Source organism: Bradyrhizobium sp. Leo114, from assembly GCF_055229415.2.
The window spans coordinates 1-16071 of sequence record NZ_JBUYEN020000014.1 but is presented as its reverse complement, the minus strand read 5'-3'; the positions used below and the strand labels follow the sequence as shown (position 1 = coordinate 16071).

The 16071-nt window shown below is 62.8% G+C and carries 14 protein-coding genes; 12 read left to right on the top strand and 2 right to left on the bottom strand.

Annotated features, from left to right (window positions below; genetic code table 11):
- Positions 1–133 precede the first annotated feature (133 nt).
- The gene (locus ACZIRK_RS18380) at positions 134–1456 is read left to right on the top strand and encodes a glycosyltransferase (protein WP_130225627.1); all 1323 of its coding nucleotides are present in this window, start codon (positions 134–136) and stop codon (positions 1454–1456) included.
- A 213-nt stretch (positions 1457–1669) separates the two neighbouring features.
- Entirely contained in the window at positions 1670–2992 is a 1323-nt protein-coding gene (locus tag ACZIRK_RS18375; protein ID WP_130225626.1) for a glycosyltransferase, read from the top strand.
- Positions 2993–3046: 54 nt separating this feature from the next.
- Here the strand turns inward: ACZIRK_RS18375 and ACZIRK_RS18370 are convergent, their stop codons facing one another.
- Positions 3047–3817 (bottom strand): IclR family transcriptional regulator domain-containing protein, encoded by a 771-nt coding sequence (locus ACZIRK_RS18370; RefSeq protein ID WP_463327880.1) that lies wholly within the window; start codon positions 3815–3817, stop codon positions 3047–3049.
- Between the two features lie 105 nt (positions 3818–3922).
- Here ACZIRK_RS18370 and ACZIRK_RS18365 point away from each other — a divergent pair, with 105 nt between their 5' ends.
- From ACZIRK_RS18365 to ACZIRK_RS18345, 5 genes are all read left to right on the top strand, one after another.
- Entirely contained in the window at positions 3923–4414 is a 492-nt protein-coding gene (locus ACZIRK_RS18365; protein ID WP_130225624.1) for a MaoC family dehydratase, read from the top strand.
- A gap of 13 nt (positions 4415–4427) precedes the next feature.
- Positions 4428–4877: a MaoC family dehydratase gene (locus ACZIRK_RS18360; protein WP_130225623.1), complete on the top strand. Its 450-nt coding sequence runs from the start codon at positions 4428–4430 to the stop codon at positions 4875–4877.
- Positions 4878–4915: 38 nt separating this feature from the next.
- Entirely contained in the window at positions 4916–5875 is a 960-nt protein-coding gene (locus ACZIRK_RS18355; RefSeq protein WP_130225622.1) for a Bug family tripartite tricarboxylate transporter substrate binding protein, read from the top strand.
- Positions 5876–6180: 305 nt separating this feature from the next.
- Entirely contained in the window at positions 6181–7410 is a 1230-nt protein-coding gene (locus ACZIRK_RS18350) for a CaiB/BaiF CoA transferase family protein (protein WP_130225621.1), read from the top strand.
- Between the two features lie 239 nt (positions 7411–7649).
- Positions 7650–8036 (top strand): hypothetical protein, encoded by a 387-nt coding sequence (locus ACZIRK_RS18345; RefSeq protein ID WP_155255130.1) that lies wholly within the window; start codon positions 7650–7652, stop codon positions 8034–8036.
- A 10-nt stretch (positions 8037–8046) separates the two neighbouring features.
- On the opposite strand, the gene ACZIRK_RS18340 is transcribed toward ACZIRK_RS18345, so the two are convergent.
- The gene (locus ACZIRK_RS18340) at positions 8047–8718 is read right to left on the bottom strand and encodes a TetR/AcrR family transcriptional regulator (protein WP_130231013.1); all 672 of its coding nucleotides are present in this window, start codon (positions 8716–8718) and stop codon (positions 8047–8049) included.
- A 199-nt stretch (positions 8719–8917) separates the two neighbouring features.
- Here ACZIRK_RS18340 and ACZIRK_RS18335 point away from each other — a divergent pair, with 199 nt between their 5' ends.
- From ACZIRK_RS18335 to ACZIRK_RS18315, 5 genes are all read left to right on the top strand, one after another.
- Positions 8918–10150, top strand: coding sequence for an acyl-CoA dehydrogenase family protein (locus ACZIRK_RS18335; protein ID WP_130231011.1), 1233 nt, complete (start codon positions 8918–8920; stop codon positions 10148–10150).
- Positions 10151–10199: 49 nt separating this feature from the next.
- Positions 10200–11258 (top strand): phosphotransferase family protein, encoded by a 1059-nt coding sequence (locus ACZIRK_RS18330; protein WP_130231009.1) that lies wholly within the window; start codon positions 10200–10202, stop codon positions 11256–11258.
- Between the two features lie 254 nt (positions 11259–11512).
- Positions 11513–12424, top strand: a complete 912-nt coding sequence (locus tag ACZIRK_RS18325; protein ID WP_130231007.1) for a DMT family transporter — start codon at positions 11513–11515, stop codon at positions 12422–12424.
- A 516-nt stretch (positions 12425–12940) separates the two neighbouring features.
- The gene (locus tag ACZIRK_RS18320) at positions 12941–14344 is read left to right on the top strand and encodes an adenylate/guanylate cyclase domain-containing protein (RefSeq protein ID WP_463327879.1); all 1404 of its coding nucleotides are present in this window, start codon (positions 12941–12943) and stop codon (positions 14342–14344) included.
- 262 nt (positions 14345–14606) lie between these two features.
- Positions 14607–15476 carry a class II fructose-bisphosphate aldolase gene (locus ACZIRK_RS18315; RefSeq protein WP_130231003.1) on the top strand — a complete coding sequence of 290 codons (870 nt, stop codon included), beginning with the start codon at positions 14607–14609 and terminating at the stop codon, positions 15474–15476.
- The last annotated feature ends 595 nt before the right edge of the window (positions 15477–16071 follow it).

Sequence of the window (16071 nt, the reverse complement as noted above, 5' to 3'; positions counted from 1 at the left end):
TTCAGCCGTAACCATTCGGTCGCCGTTCGAAGCCGAAGCGTAGCGACGCTTCGCCAAAGTCCTCCGTGAGTCGGCCGGGCCTTCTCGAGGCGAGAAGGTCCCACCGCGCCGATCGTTCACGCTGGAGGATCACATGAAAGTTCTCATCGCCTGCACGCCCGCAACCGGCCATCTCAATCCGCTGCTGGCGGTGGCCCATGGCCTTATCGACGAACGACACGATGTTACATTCCTGACCGGCAGCGCGCTGCGGCCGCGGGTAGAGGCAATCGGTGCGAAATTCCGGGCGCTTCCCGCCGACGCTGACCTCGATCTCCGGGACATGGATGCGGCCGTGCCGGAGCTCAAGAATGTCGAGCCGGGGCTGCAATGGTTGAGCATCGCCCTTCAGCGCTTTTTTGTCGACACCATGCCAGCGCAACTTGCCGGTTTGCGGCAGCTGGTGCACGAAATCCAGGCCGATGTCGTCGTGGCCGACGACATGTTCTTTGGTGTGCTTCCGATGCTGCTCGGTCCGCGGGCAAGCCGTCCTCCCGTGGTGCTATGCGGAACCTCGATCCTGCACGCCACTCGTGAGGACGGTGCGCCTCTCTTCCTTGGACTGCCACCTGCAGCCACACAGGCCGATCGTGACAGCTATGCCGTCATCGCCAAGGAGTATGACAGCGTGGTCAACGAGCCCGCGACGCGCCGCATAAATGAGCTCTTGGCCGGACTGGGCGTCGGGTTGTTGTCCGTGCCTCTCTTCGAGTCCGTCGTCGTGCTGGCCGATGCCTATCTGCAACTGTCGGTGCCGAGCTTCGAGTTTCCGCGAAAGCTGCCACCCACGGTCCATTTCGTCGGTACGCCTCCGATCATTCCGAATCAGGCGCCGGTGCCGTCATGGGCCGGTGAACTCGACCGCTCGCGCAAGGTGGTGCTGGTCACGCAGGGAACGTTCGCCAATTTCGATTTCGGGCTTCTCGTCGCACCGACGCTCAAAGCCCTTGCGGACGAGCCGGATCTGCTCGTGGTGGTGACCACCGGCGGTCGTCCCGTCGACACGATCCCCGGTGCGATTCCCTCCAACGCCCGCGTGGCCAGCTACCTGCCGTTCGAGTGGATCCTGCGCAAGGCGGATGTGTTCGTCACCAATGGCGGCTATGGCAGCGTCAATCAGGCCATGAGCTATGGAATCCCGATCGTGGGCGCCGGGCTGACCGAGGACAAGGCCGATGTGAACGCACGCATCGCGTGGTCCGGCGTCGGTATCAATCTGGCGACCAATCAGCCGGATCCGAAGGCCCTGCGCGAGGCGGTCCGGGCCGTGCTCGAACAGCCGGGCTACCGCACGCGGGCCGCGTCGATGGCCGCTGAGTTCGACAAGCGCGATACGCGATCGCTGATCGTCCGCATCATCAACGAAGCGGCGACCGGAAGGAAAGCGCCCGCGCGTCGCAAGGCCGCGGCTGCGTAACTTCGCGCCGCATCCGTTCGATATCGCTCGGGGGGTGCTCGCGAATGTGACGTGAGTTGCCCTCCGCTGACTCAATCCTATTTCAGCCGTAACCATTCTCTCGCCGTTCGAAGTCGAAGCGTAGCGATGCTTCGCCAGAGTCCTCCTTGAGCCGGCCGGGCCTTCTCAAGGCGAGATGGTCTTCCGCGCCGATGTTCATGCTGGAGGATCACAATGAAAGTTCTCATCGCTTCGACGCCTGCAACCGGCCATCTCAATCCGCTGCTTGCAGTCGCCCGCGGCCTCATCGACGAGCAACACGAGGTTACATTCCTGACCGGCAGCGTGCTGCGGCCGCGGGTAGAGGCCATCGGTGCCGGCTTCCGGGCGCTTCCCGCCGGTGCCGACTTCGATCTGCGCGTGATGGATGAGGTCGTTCCCGAGCTCAAGACTATCGCGCCGGGACCGCAATGGCTTCGCATCGCCATGGAACGGCTGTTCGTGGACGCCATACCGGCGCAACATGCCGGATTGCAGCTCGCGTTGCGCGACGTCCGGCCCGACGTCGTCGTGGGCGATGACATGATCTTCGGCGTGCTTCCGATGCTGCTCGGTCAGCGGGCAAACCGGCCTCCCGTCGTTCTCTGCGGGACTTCGATCCTGCACTGGACCCGCGATGATGGCGCGCCACTGTTTCTTGGGCTGCCGCCCGCTGCCACCCAGGCTGACCGCGACAAGTATGCCGTCATCGCGCAGGAATTCGACGGGATCGTCAACGAGCCCGTGGCGGAGCGCCTGAACGGTGTATTGGCGAAGTTTGGCGTGGGGCCGCTGTCCATGCCGATGTTCGAATCCGTTGTCGCGCTCGCCGATGCCTATCTGCAATTGTCGGTGCCGAGCTTCGAGTTCCCGCGCAAGCTCCCGCCCACGGTTCATTTCGTGGGTACGCCTCCGATCATCCCGAACCAGGCGCCGGTGCCGCCGTGGGCCGCCGACCTCGATGGCTCGCGTAAGGTGGTGCTGGTCACGCAGGGGACGGTCGCAAATCACAATTTCGGTCTTCTCGTCGCGCCGACCCTCCAGGCCCTTGCGAACGAGCCGGATCTGCTGGTGGTGGCGACCACCGGCGGTCGTCCGGTCGATACGATTCCCGGCCCGATTCCGTCCAATGCCCGCGTCGCCAGCTACCTGCCGTTCGAGTGGATCCTGCGCAAGGCGGATGTGTTCGTCACCAATGGCGGCTACGGCAGCGTCAATCAGGCCATGAGCTATGGAATTCCGATCGTCAGCGCCGGGCTGACCGAAGACAAGGCCGATGTGAACGCGCGCGTCGCGTGGTCCGGCGTCGGCATCAACCTGGCGACCAATCAGCCGGATCCGCGGGTTCTGCGCGAGGCGGTTCGGACCGTGCTCGAAAAGCCAGGCTACCGCATGCGGGCCGCGTCGTTGGCCGATGAGTTCGCCAAGCGGGATACGCGAGCGCTGATCGTTCGCATCATCAACGAAGCGGCGACGGGGAAAAAAGCGCCCGCGCGCCGCAACGCCGCAGCGGCCTAACTTCGCATCCGTGGATATCGCCGCGAGGGATCAGCGCCGATCGTTGATCCCTCGCTATCGCGCGGAAACCATCTGGCTGCGAATGTCCTGCGCGGTCTTCTTCAGCGGGATCAGGTATTTCTTCTTGGCGGCGGCCTCGCTCATCGCGCCCGAGATCATGTTGATACTGATGGCGGCGACGACTGCGCCGATCTGGTCGCGGAGCGGCACCGCGATGCCGCAGATGGCCGGGTCAAGTTCGCCATCGACCCAGGCGTAGCCTTCTTTCTCGACGCGGCCGAGGATCGCGCCGATCCGCTGCGGATCGGTCTCCGTGCGCGGTGTCACCGGCTTGAAGTCGCCGCTCGCAAGATAGGCGGCGCGTTTCTCCGGTGGAAGCGCTGCGAGCAGCACCCGGCCGAGCGAGACGAGATGCGCGGGCAGGCGACTGCCGATGCCGAGATTGGTGGACAGAATCCGCCGCGCAGGCAGCCGCAGCGCATAGACGATCTCGCGTTCGTCGAGCACCGCCAGCGCGCAGGATTCGCCGATCTCGTTGCGCAGATCCTCCAGCGCGCGCTGGGCGTAGCCCCAATAGGGCAGCGCGTTGAGATACGACAGGCCTAATCCCAATGCCCGCGGCTTGAGCGAGAAATAGCGGCCGTCGGAGGCGCAGTAGTTCAACGTGACGAGCGTCGCCAGGATCCGCCGCGCGGTCGCACGGCTGAGGTCGGCGATCTGCGCGGCTTCGGCGAGCGTGTGGCGGCCCGGAGGTTTTCCGAGCGCTTCGACGATCGAAAAGCCGCGCGCGATCGAGCGCACGAATTCATCACTGTCCTTGCTCATGGCGCATGCGTGGTTGGCCCTTGCCAGGTCCGGCCGGGTGGTTTAGTGGTGGTTCGTATAACGAACGAACAGTTCGCCAGGCGAACAATTAGGGGAGTGGAGCGGATGGCGCAAGCCTCAAGCTCGCAAAGCGCAGACTTCGAGACCGATTTCTGGAAGGACGCGACATCGCGAAAGGTCTGGGACGAGATCGTGCCCGGCGAGCCGCGCAAGACCTTGCCGTACAAGCTGACACAGGAGGCGATCGCTCTGTTCTGCAAGGCCGTCGGCGAGACCAATCCGCTCTATCTCGACGAGGCCGCGGCGAAGGCCGGCCCTTACGGCGGCCTGGTCGCACCGCCTTCGATCCACATCCTCTTGATGTTCGCCTGCACGCCCACCGACGACTGGATGCGAAGCCCGGGCACCGTGAATGCCGGGCAGTCATGGAGCTACAACATTCCGGCACGGCCGGGTGACACCATCACGTTGCAGGCGCGCGCGCTCGACAAGTTCATCCGGCGCGAGCGGCTGTTCGTCGTGCACGACAACGTCTTCTTCAATCAGCATGGCGACGTGATCTGTTCGGGTCGCGGTCAGACCATTCGTCCGATGTGAGGAGCGGCAAGCGATGACAGTCAGTTTCGATCAGCTCAAGGCCGGCGACGGCATCGAGGGTCCGAGGTTCGCGGTGTCGCGGGAGTCGATCCGGTTATTCTGCGACGGCTCGCTCGATTACAATCCGCTGCACCTCGACGACGAATATATGAAGGGCAATTTCGGCAAGACCAATTTCGGCGGCATCATCATGCATGGCATGAACAATTTCGGCCTGCTCACGCGCATGCTGACCGATTGGGCAACGCCGCCGAGCGCTATTCATCGTCGCCTCGAGACCCGCTGGCTCAAGCCGGTGCGGCCCGGCGATACGATCCAGCCCACCGGCGTCATCAAATCCAAACAGGTCACGACCAAATCCCGCTGGGTACTCATCGATGTCATGGTGAAGAACCAGAATGGCGAGCAGGTCGCCATCGGCGAAGCCATGGTGGAGTTTCCGGTCGCAACCGCGGCAGCCTGATGCCGGCGGCTTGCGCGAATGCGCGCGAGGATAGGACGATGAGAAGGCTGGTCGCGATCGCTTGCTCACTGCTTTTCCTTGGCCCTGCGCCGATGGCATCGGCGCAGGATCTGCCAAGGTCGATCAAGATCGTCGTGCCGTTCCCGGCGGGAGGGACGACCGACATTCTCGCGCGCTATGTGGCGCAATCGCTCGAGATCAGGCACGGCATCACCGTGGTCGTCGATAACCGCGCCGGGGCATCGGGCGTGATCGGCTCGCAGTCGGTCGCGGCGGCGCCGCCCGACGGCAGCGTGCTTTTGCTCACCGCGACACATCACGTCATCAACCCGAGCCTGCGGAAGAGTTTGCCTTACGATACCCGCACCGCATTCTCGACCGTCGCCGTCATCGCGACCGCGCCAAATGCATTGGTGGTCGGTCGGGATTTCGCGGCCAAAAACGTCGGCGAATTGATCGCGATGGCGAAGGCGCAGCCGGGCAAGCTGTCATTTGCTTCCTCCGGCGTAGGCGGCGCCAATCACCTCTCGGGCGAATTGTTCAAGCAGATGGCGGGCGTCGATATCGTGCACGTTCCCTACAAAGGAGCGGCCCCCGCGATGAACGATCTGATCGGCGGCCATGTGCCGATCATGTTCGACACGTTGCCGACGGTGATCCCTGGAGCTGCGGCCGGAACGCTGCGCGTGCTCGCGGTGACGGGCCGGGAGCGCGCGGCGACGCTGCCGGACGTGCCGACGCTCGATGAAGCAGGCCTGAAGGGTTTCGAGGCCACGGCCTGGTTCGGCCTCTACATGCCGCAAGCGGGCGAATCCGCCGTCTACAGGCTGGTGACCGTGATCCGGGATGTGCTTGCCGATCCCGCCATCAAGGAGAAGTTCGCAAGCCAGGGCGTCGAGCCGGGCAAACTGTTCGGCAGCGAATTCGCAAAATTCGTTGATGCCGAAATCACGAAATGGGGTCGCGTGGTTGCGGCCGCCAATCTGCAGCCGGAATAGTCAAACCCGCGGCGAGACCGTGCCACGTCCGCCGCGACCCTGCTCGCACGTCAAGGCCTGCACCGGCCTCCCGGCCTTGTGTCAGCCGATCCCGCCGCACGCGTCCTCTGCTTTCAAGCTATTGAAAATACACGAAAAATTTATCACGGGACGCGGATCGCGCTGGTCGCCTAAAGATAGGCGGATAGCTTCATGCCGAGAGCGCAGTACTCGCCGTTGGAAAATAGTGTATCCGCTGTTCGACAGCGCGGCCGGACCTCTGTTCCCGCGCCACAAGAGCATAAGTTTCTGCGGAGGAAGTTTTCATGTCGGCTCTGCCACTCTCGGGCATCAAGATTCTCGACCTGACGCGTGTGCTCGCGGGTCCCTTGTCGGCGCAGATGCTGGGCGATCTCGGCGCCGAGGTGATCAAGATCGAGCGTCCCGGCACCGGCGACGACGCGCGTGCCTTCGGTCCCCCTTATCTGGAGGACCCCGATGGCAAGGAGAACAACAACAACTCGTTCTATCTCTGCGCCAACCGCAACAAGAAGTCGGTCACGGTCAATATCGCCAGACCGGAAGGGCAGGAGATCATCCGTGAGCTCGCCAAAGGCGTCGACGTGATGATGGAGAACTACAAGGTCGGCGATCTCAAGCGCTACGGGCTCGATTACGAATCGATCAAGAAGATCAACCCGCGCATCATCTATTGCTCGGTGACCGGCTTCGGCCAGACCGGCCCCTATGCGCCGCGCGCCGGCTATGACGCGATCTTCCAGGCGATGGGCGGGCTGATGAGCGTCACCGGCCATATGGATGGCGAGCCCGGCGCCGGCCCCATGAAAGTCGGCCCCTCCATCGTCGACTACATGACCGGCATGAACACTTCGATCGGAATCCTGTCCGCGCTCTACCATCGTGATGCCAGGGGCGGGGAGGGGCAGCATGTCGACGTCTGCCTGTTCGACACCGTGATCGCCTCGCTCTCGCACTACGCGCAGATCTATCTCGTCAACGGCAAGACGCCGCCGCGCCGCGGCACCTGGGGCAATGGCGGCATGCCGGCCGGCGTGTTCCGTTGCACCGACGGTGAACTGATGCTGGTGGTCGGCAACGACGCGCAATTCGAGCGCACCTGCGCCGTGCTCGGCGAGCCCGAGCTCGCCAAGGACCCGCGCTTTATCAAGAACAACAACCGCGTCGTGCACGGCAAAGAGATCATGGCGATCTTCGCGGGCCTGTTCCTCAAGAAGCCGGTCGCCTACTGGTTGGAACAGCTGGAGAAGGCCGGCGTGCCGTCCGGCCCCGTCAACGATTTCGCGCAGATGTTTGCCGACGAGCATGTCCGCTCGCGCGGCATGGAGGTCAAGGTTGACCATCCCTTCGAGCATTCGCTGTCGCTGATCCGCAACGCGCTGACGTTCTCAGGCACGCCGATCAAGGACTACCGCGCACCGCCGCTGCTCGGCGCGAACACCAAGGAAGTGCTGTCGGGCAAGCTCGGCTATGACGAAGCCAGGATCGAGGGCTTGAAGGCGAAGGGGATCGTTTAGGCGTTACGGCAGAGCGTAGCCCGGCTGGAGCGAAGCGCAACCTGGGATCTGTCGGGCATCGCGCAGGCTTTCCCCGGGTTACGCTTCGCTCCACCCGGGCTACGGCCGCTGGGAGCGGTGCGCGCCCGTTGCTGGCCTAGGCAAACGTCATATTGTGCCGCGAAATTGAAAGACAGATTTCGTCGAAGGGTATCTAATTAGCCGCCTTTGTATCTGTAATTGTGAGGGGAGAATGACCGATGCAGCTCGCTCGCTCCGCTTTACCTTTACTTGCGGCGCTTCTTGCAAGTCCAGCCATTGCGCAATCGTTTCCGCCAGGATCTGCGGTTTATAACTGGCACTATACTTGTCCCACCAACAATCCCGACGGCACCTGCCGGTTTTCGATTTTGGCGGCCAACTACGCAGGGAATAACGTCGCCGACGTTCAGGCCGTGCTGGCCTATCAAACGGTCGGAGCGCAGCAGATTCCGTTCTACCATTTCCGGATCACGTTCATGGGCAACAAGAAACCGGATCTGGTGATGATCCAGGCCAACGCCGCGGTTGCGTTTGCAGCGTACGGCATGGCCCAGGCCAGTGGCACGGGTCCGATCGCGTCTGAGACTGCCTCTGTGTTGAATTAGCTGATAGCAGCTAGCGCGCGTCGCGTGCGAGCATGCGCGCCGGCGCCTTGCTCGCGGCATCACCCGTCGTCAGCGCCATCGCTGCGACCGAGACGACGCGCTCGATGATCCCTTCGACATCGTCGACGTCGCATTTGCCTTCCGACAGCTTCGTCAGCCGCTCGCTGTCGCGCACGGTCTGCTGCGCCATGGCGAGCGCGAAGTGCAGGCCCCAATAGAGTTCGACATCGCTGTGTCCGGGGAGCGACTGCCGCATCGCCGCAATGAACTTGCGCAAATGATCGATCTCGCGGTTCCGGATGCGGCGGATCGGCGGCACTGACTCGATCGAGACCCGTATCATGAAACGTGCTGCGGTCGAGCGCTGGTTCTCCGGGCCCAGACAGCCGCGCAAGGTCGGGCCGACGAGGGCGCGCAGTATCGCGTCGATCGAGGCGCGCCCATCGCCTGCTTCCTCGGCAGCCTGCAACAGCCTGAGCCGTTCGCGGTTGAGCTGGATGCTGCGGGTGACGAACAGTTCCGCGATCAATTCATCCTTAGAGCCGAAGTGATAGTTCACCGCGGCGAGGTTGACGTTCGCCTCCGCGACAATGTCGCGCAGCGTGACGTCGCCGAAGCCGCGGTCGGCATAGAGCCGCTCGGCGGCGGCGAGGATGGCGGTACGGGTCTGGTCGCTGGCCATTTGGATCACCCCCGTCGAGGGAGTTGCATTTCAAACATTTGTATGAAACTATCGTTTGAAGGCTGGAAAATGTCAATCCGCTGATATGCGCGATGGCGTTCTGGCACGCCACAGTCGTTGTCATCCGCGGTCGGGCCTTGCGGCGCGCGGGCGGCGGGAAGACAGTGCGGCCCAAAGTCTAGGAAACGAGGAGCGTCCCATGGATTTCACGATGTCGGACAAGCAGAGGGAATGGCTGAACCGCGTGCAGTCGTTCATGACCACGCATGTTCGCCCGGCGGTGCCGATCTACAGGAAGCAGGACGAGGAGGGGCCGCGCTGGAAGGTGATCCCGATCCTCGAGGAGCTGAAGAAGAAGGCCAAGGCCGAGGGTCTCTGGAACATGTTCCTGCCGCCGTCCTCGCATGATGACGACGAATTTCACGGCGCGGGATTGACCAATCTCGAATACGCGCTGCTCTCCGAAGAGATGGGCCACATCACCTGGGCGTCCGAAGTCTTCAACTGCTCGGCGCCCGATACCGGCAACACGGAAGTGCTGTTCCGCTATGGCACCAAGGAGCAGAAGCGGCAGTGGCTGCGGCCGCTGCTCGACGGCGAGATCCGCTCCGCCTTCCTGATGACGGAGCCCGCGGTGGCTTCGTCCGATGCCACCAACATCGAGACCCGCATCGAGCGCGACGGCGATCACTATGTGATCAACGGCCGCAAATGGTGGTCGTCGGGCGTCGGCGATCCCCGCTGCAAGATCGCGATCCTGATGGGCAAGACCGATCCTTCGGCGGCCCGGCATCAGCAGCAGTCGCAGATCCTGGTGCCGCTCGACACCCCCGGCATCAAGGTCGAGAAGATGCTGCCGGTGTTCGGCTTCGACGACGCGCCGCACGGCCACGCCCAGGTGCTGCTCGAAAACGTGCGCGTGCCGGCGTCGAACCTCTTGCTCGGCGAAGGCCGCGGCTTCGAGATCGCGCAGGGCCGCCTCGGCCCCGGCCGTATCCATCACTGCATGCGCACCATCGGCAAGGCCGAGGAGGCGCTGGAGAAGATGGTGAAGCGGCTGATGTCGCGCACCGCCTTCGGCAAGAAGATCATCGAGCACTCGGTGTGGGAGCAGCGCATCGGCGAGGCCCGCACCAATATCGAGATGACGCGCCTCTTGTGCCTCAAGGCCGCCGACATGATGGACAAGGTCGGCAACAAGACCGCTCAGCTCGAGATCGCCATGATCAAGGTTGCGGCGCCGAACATGGCGCTGAAGATCATCGACGAGGCGATCCAGGCCTATGGCGGCGGCGGCGTGTCCGACGATGCAGGGCTGGCGAAGGATTATGCCGGCATTCGCACGCTGCGGCTGGCCGACGGTCCGGACGAGGTGCATAACCGCGCCATTGCCAGACTTGAACTTCGGAAGTATGCAAACACTACACACTGACCGGGAACGCCCAGATGGCGCTCCCCAAAAAGAGTGAGGGAGCGTCATCGTGGCGGACGGCGTCAGGAAGGACGAAGAATTTTCCGGGACCCGGGAAGTCGAGGAACGGCATCGCATCGACGAGGCAAGCCTTGCCCGCTGGATGCAGGAGCATATCGACGGCTTTCAGGGACCGCTGAAAGTCCTGCAATTCAAGGGTGGTCAGTCCAATCCGACCTACAAGCTCGAGACGCCCGGTCGCGCTTACGTGATGCGGCGCAAGCCGTTCGGTAAATTGTTGCCGTCCGCGCACGCGGTCGATCGCGAGTTCCGCGTGATCGCCGCGCTCGGCAAGCAGGGCTTTCCGGTCGCCAAGGCCTACGCGCTCTGCACCGACGATTCCGTGATCGGCGCCACCTTCTACATCATGTCCTTTGAAGAGGGCCGGGTGTTCTGGGATCCGACATTGCCGAGCCAGCAGCCGGAGGATCGGCGCAATATCTTCACCAGCAAGATCGAGACGCTGGCGAAACTCCACGTCTTCAATCCCGAAGCGATCGGGCTTGGCGATTTCGGCAAGCCCGGCAATTATTTCGCGCGCCAGATCGATCGCTGGACCAAGCAGTACCGCGCGTCCGAGACGCAGCACATCGAAGAATTCGAGAAGGTGGCCGAGTGGCTGCCGAAGACGGTGCCGCAGCAGGAACGGGTCTCGATCGTTCACGGCGATTACCGCCTCGACAACATGATCTTCCATCCGACCGAGCCGCGCGTCTTGGCGGTGCTCGATTGGGAATTGTCGACGCTCGGCGATCCCATGGCCGACTTCACTTATCTGTTGATGCAATGGACCATGTCGGGGCTTGCTGACGCCGATCTCAAGGCGCTGAACATTCCGAGCATGGAAGAGGCCGCGCAGATCTATTGCAACGTCACCAACATGGCGGTGCCTGATCTCAACTGGTACTTCGCCTACAACCTGTTCCGCCTCGCGGGCATCACGCAGGGTATCGCCGGCCGCATCCGCGACGGCACCGCCGCGAACGCGAAGGCGATCGAGTCCGCCAAGCGCACGGTGCCGCTGTCCAAGGCATCCTGGGAATACGCGCAAAAGGCGGGCGCGACGTAAGAGAAGATAGTGTGGTGCGATCGCTTCGGACCACGCCACGTTGAATAGAGGCGAGCGGTAACTCTGCTTTCACCTCTCCCATAGGGAGAGGTCGCCGCGCAGCGCCGGGTGAGGGGTTACAGTCCCTCGATAGAGCGAGATCCCCTCACCCGAATTGCTGCGCAATTCGACCTCTCCCCGCTGGGGAGAGGTGAGGGACCTTCGACACGGTACCGATCGAATTTCATCACTTCTAGCCAACTCGGCATTTTCCCTTGGCGCTTTCCCCCAACGTCCGCGGAAGCCTGTTCATGGCGGTGGCCACGGCGGGCTTCACGATCAACGATGCGATCACCAAGGTCGTGTCAGCGGAGATGAACTTCGGCCAGGTGATGCTGGTGCGGGGCATCGTTGCTATTGCGCTGATCGCGGCGCTGGCATTCCATCAGGGCGCGATGCGGTCGCTTCGGACGCTCCTGGTAGGGCCGGTCGCGCTGCGGGTAACAGGCGAAGTCGGCGGAACGGTCTCGTACCTTGCGGCCCTCTCGCATTTGCCGCTCGCGAATATCTCCGCGATCCTCCAGGCGCTGCCGCTGCTCGTCACGCTCGGCGCCGCGCTGGCATTCGGCGAGCCCGTCGGCTGGCGGCGCTGGCTTGCGATCATCGCCGGCTTTGTCGGCGTTCTCATCATCGTTCGGCCAGGCGCCGAGGGCTTCAACCAGTTCGCGCTGCTCGCCTTGATCTCGGTGGTCTTCTGCGCGCTGCGCGATCTCGCGACCAGGCAGATACCGGCGCAGATTCCATCGCTGTTCGTCACGCTGCTGACAACAGTCACGGTGACCGCAACCGGCGCCGTCATCCTCGTCCCGCTTGGCGGTTGGACCCCGCCATCCGCCGGTGCGCTCGGCCTCCTGGCGATGGCTGCGGTCCTTGTCCTGATCGGCTACCAGTGCGTCATCGTGGCGCTGCGCACCGGCGATATCTCCGCCGTGGCGCCGTTCCGCTATCTCGCGCTGCTATGGGCCATGCTGCTCGGCTATCTCATCTTCGGCGATGTGCCCGACGCCATGATGATCGCGGGCGCATCGATCATCGTGCTGTCCGGCCTCTACGCCTTCTACCGCGAGCACAAGCGCAAACGCCCGGTGGCCGCAGGCGCATCCGGCCCGCCGCCGGATGGGCTGTGACAACCGCCGTCATTCCGGGGCGCGAAGCGCGAACCCGGAATCCATTTCTCCACCCGCACCCGCGGCTCGATGGATTCCGGGCTCATCGCTTCGCGATGCCCCGGAATAACAGCCCCGTCATTGCGAGCGCAGCGAAGCAATCCATGCCTCCACTTGGTGCGCTATGGATTGCTTCGCTGCGCTCGCAATGATGTTGTGGTTGCTTTGGGTGTGACAAATCAACGGGACGGGCAAATCAGCAGAAACATGTCCAGCTCTCGCGCAAAAAACATTCCGCTGTCGCGGTCGGGCAAATCAGTGACCTAACTCCGCGCGTCTCTCATCGAGGTCGCGTGCTGACCCGGAACGCACCTCCCGCGATGCCTGGTTGATACGGCTACCGAGCATATTGCGGATATCCATCCTCGCGAGTCGGCCTTCAGCCTTAGCTGATGACCTGAAACTTATGTATCACTAGACTGATGGTTGATTGCGTCCGTAATTGTGCTGCAGCCGCCCGCTCGAAGGAGACCGCCCGTGACCACGCTTGTCGAGCGCCTCGACTTGCCCGCCGCGTTGCTCCGTGCGCGCAGTCGGCGCGACACCGAAACTGACACCGTTCAGTTTGCGCAGGCCGCGCTCGCGGCGGCTAAGCGGGAGGGCCTGCGGCTCGCGGTGCGGGCGCGCTATGTCGCGCTCGCCGTAATCGCCTGCCTGTTGCCGATTATCAACCCGGCATGGGAGCAGCTATATTATGTGGCGCTGCTGGGCCTGTTCGCGCTGATCGGCTGGGCTCAGGTCAGGGTTGGGCGGGTCGGCGTGTCGAGGCCGGAGCTTGCGCTGCTGTTCTGCGACCTCGCGCTGCTGACGTTCGTCATCGTGGGGCCGAATCCCTTCGGCTCCGGGCACTGGCCAGCGGCGATGCAACTCCATTTCGGCAACTTCATCTATTTTTTCGTGATTCTATCGGGCGCGACGCTGACCTATTCCTGGCGAACGGTCATCGCGGTCGGAACATGGACCTCCGCCCTCTGGATCATCGGCATTGCCTGGGTGTGGTGGCAGCCTGATCGCGATCCCGCGCTGACCGCCCGCATCGCCGCGGCGATCGGCGGCGATCACAGGCTGTTTCAACTGATCTCGCCCAACTCGATCGTGTTCGGCGAGCGCATCCAGGAGATCGTCGTGTTCATGATCGTCGCGGTGACGCTCGCCGTGGCGGTGCGCCGCAGCAATGATCTCCTGATCCGGCATGCCGCGGTGGAGCGCGAACGCGGCAATCTCGCGCGCTACTTCTCGCCGAACGTAGTCGAGGAATTGTCAGGGCATGACGAGCCACTGAAGCAGGTGCGCACGCAAAACGTCGCGGTGCTGTTCGTCGACATCGTCGGCTTCACGGCCTTTGCCGACGCGCGCATGCCGGACGAGGTCGTGCGCACCTTGCGCGAATTCCACGCACTGATGGAGCAGGAGGTTTTCCGTCACAGCGGCACGCTGGACAAATATCTCGGCGACGGGCTGATGGCGACCTTCGGCACGCCGTTTGTCGGAAAGGCTGACGCCATTAACGCGCTACGCTGCGCGCAGGCGATGATGGCGGCAGCGGATCGATGGAACAACCAGCGCAAAACGGCCGGCGAGATTCCGATCCGCGTCAGCTTTGGCCTGCATTATGGGCCGGTCGTGCTCGGCGACATCGGAGTGACTTGTCTCGAATTCGCGGTCATCGGTTCGACCGTGAACGCCGCCAGCCGGCTCGAAGCCTTGACCCGCGCGCTCGGCTGCGCGCTGGTAGCGAGCGACGATCTCGTCAGGCAGGCCAGGATCGAACTCGACAGTGCAGAAGCGGTGTTTCGTCCACTGATGGCCCAGGTCCCGCAGACCATCCGCGGGCTCGAGCAGCCGATCGCGGTCTGGACGCAGGCACGCGCGGAGGAGTGATAGATCGCGGTGATCGCAACAGGCTTGGCGCGTGCGGAGCCTCGGTCGCATGAAGCCAGACTGCTATCCCACGAGATCGATGATCTCTCAGCCCGGAAAACAGCTGGCTGCTTCCGGCCCAGCAGCTCGTAACCGGCCATAATGGATTGAGCGCCCCTGCATTCAAATGCCCGTGACTTCGCGTCGAGAGAGGCAAGAGGAGACCCAGCTATGCGAGTATGGTGCAGAGCACTACGCAGCAACTTCTATGAGGAGGCTCTCGATGCAAGGCTTGCGGGATGCTTTGGAGCAGAGTCAGAAAGACGGTGTCGCGATCGGCCATTTCAACGTCGGCGATTGGGTTCTATTGAAGGCGGTGTCGGCAGCCGGGCAGGAACTTAAGGTCCCGGTGGTGGTCGGTGTATCCGAGGGCGAGCGGGAGTTTTTCGGACTCTCGGAAATTGCGGCTCTGGTGCGGAGGTTGCGTGAGGAATGCGACTCCCCAATATTCCTTAACGCAGATCATACGCATTCCCTGGCAAAGGCCGTCGAAGCGGTCAGGGCCGGATTTGACGCTATCGTCTTCGATCTTTCCGCGCTGCCATTCGAGCAGAATGTACGGCAAACAAAAGAAGCGGTCGAAGCTCTCAAAGCAATCAATCCCGACGTCCTTGTCGAGGGAGAGATCGGCGACATTGGAACCGGTTCTGAGATACATGAAGAAGCTCCCGACTTGTCGAGGGGCTTAACCTCTCCTGCAGAAGCGAAACAGTTTGTCGACTCTACAGCGGTCGACATCCTCGCTCCGGCCGTGGGCAACATGCATGGGATGCTAAAGAGCATGGTGCAGGGACAAACACGGAAGCGGTTGGATATCCAGAGAATCGCCGAGATCAAGAGCGCGGCCCGAGTGCCGCTTACCCTGCATGGCGGATCGGGAACCGACGACGAAGACTTGCGGAAGGCAATCGCCGCTGGGATCAATATCATCCACATCAATACTGAATTGCGGGTGGCCTGGAGACGAGGCTTGGAGGAGGGGCTGGCCCAACAGCCCCACGAAGTTGTCCCTTATAAGATCCTGCCGTTCGCGGTGGAATCGGTGAAAAACGTAGCTCGCTCACGCTTGAGCCTATTCAACGGCGATAAGTAGCCGTCGTGTGCTGCGCCGCTCGAACGGTGGACGGGAAACGCATTCAAGTTCTCCCGTTGGCATCGGTGCTTGTCGCTTGCCCAGTGCCTGACGGGCAAATCAAAGTCGCGATCTTGCTTCGCGTCGGTGCAGGGAGATCCGGGGCGACCCCGGGAATCTGGCGCGCGTGGAATCCAATTTGTTGAATGATCTCAAGCTGATTTGGGGCGTCCAGCCATCGGGTGAAAAATATTCCGCTTTCGCCGTCGGGCAAATCAATGATTTAACTCCGCGCGTCTCACGGCGGATGAGGGGCGGCTCGCGATCGTCACGAACGTTGCGGTGAGATGCGGTGGACGCGATGCGTGCGACTGACGAGCGCACACATCACGGACGGCGAAGTCGTGTGGTCCTGGCGCCCCGACGCTGGCGCTAAGTCCTGGGGGATGGAAACATCCCTGAGGATGACGGTGGCAAAAGAGCCCGGTCACCGGCTATCCGATTCACACATTTTTGAGCCTCAAAGTGGTGCCGTATTTGATGCGACGGAAGGCTTCGAGGCCCAGGCGCATCACCTTTGGACCAGGCTTTCCATAGTAGGCGGTCCATCCTCCAA

Excerpts from the sequence above, each read along its gene's own strand:
- ACZIRK_RS18380 (WP_130225627.1), top strand. The coding sequence starts at position 134 with ATGAAAGTTCTCATCGCCTGCACGCCCGCAACCGGCCATCTCAATCCG.
- ACZIRK_RS18375 (WP_130225626.1), top strand. The coding sequence starts at position 1,670 with ATGAAAGTTCTCATCGCTTCGACGCCTGCAACCGGCCATCTCAATCCG.
- ACZIRK_RS18370 (WP_463327880.1), bottom strand. The coding sequence starts at position 3,817 with ATGAGCAAGGACAGTGATGAATTCGTGCGCTCGATCGCGCGCGGCTTT.
- ACZIRK_RS18365 (WP_130225624.1), top strand. The coding sequence starts at position 3,923 with ATGGCGCAAGCCTCAAGCTCGCAAAGCGCAGACTTCGAGACCGATTTC.
- ACZIRK_RS18360 (WP_130225623.1), top strand. The coding sequence starts at position 4,428 with ATGACAGTCAGTTTCGATCAGCTCAAGGCCGGCGACGGCATCGAGGGT.
- ACZIRK_RS18355 (WP_130225622.1), top strand. The coding sequence starts at position 4,916 with ATGAGAAGGCTGGTCGCGATCGCTTGCTCACTGCTTTTCCTTGGCCCT.
- ACZIRK_RS18350 (WP_130225621.1), top strand. The coding sequence starts at position 6,181 with ATGTCGGCTCTGCCACTCTCGGGCATCAAGATTCTCGACCTGACGCGT.
- ACZIRK_RS18345 (WP_155255130.1), top strand. The coding sequence starts at position 7,650 with ATGCAGCTCGCTCGCTCCGCTTTACCTTTACTTGCGGCGCTTCTTGCA.
- ACZIRK_RS18340 (WP_130231013.1), bottom strand. The coding sequence starts at position 8,718 with ATGGCCAGCGACCAGACCCGTACCGCCATCCTCGCCGCCGCCGAGCGG.
- ACZIRK_RS18335 (WP_130231011.1), top strand. The coding sequence starts at position 8,918 with ATGGATTTCACGATGTCGGACAAGCAGAGGGAATGGCTGAACCGCGTG.
- ACZIRK_RS18315 (WP_130231003.1), top strand. The coding sequence starts at position 14,607 with ATGCAAGGCTTGCGGGATGCTTTGGAGCAGAGTCAGAAAGACGGTGTC.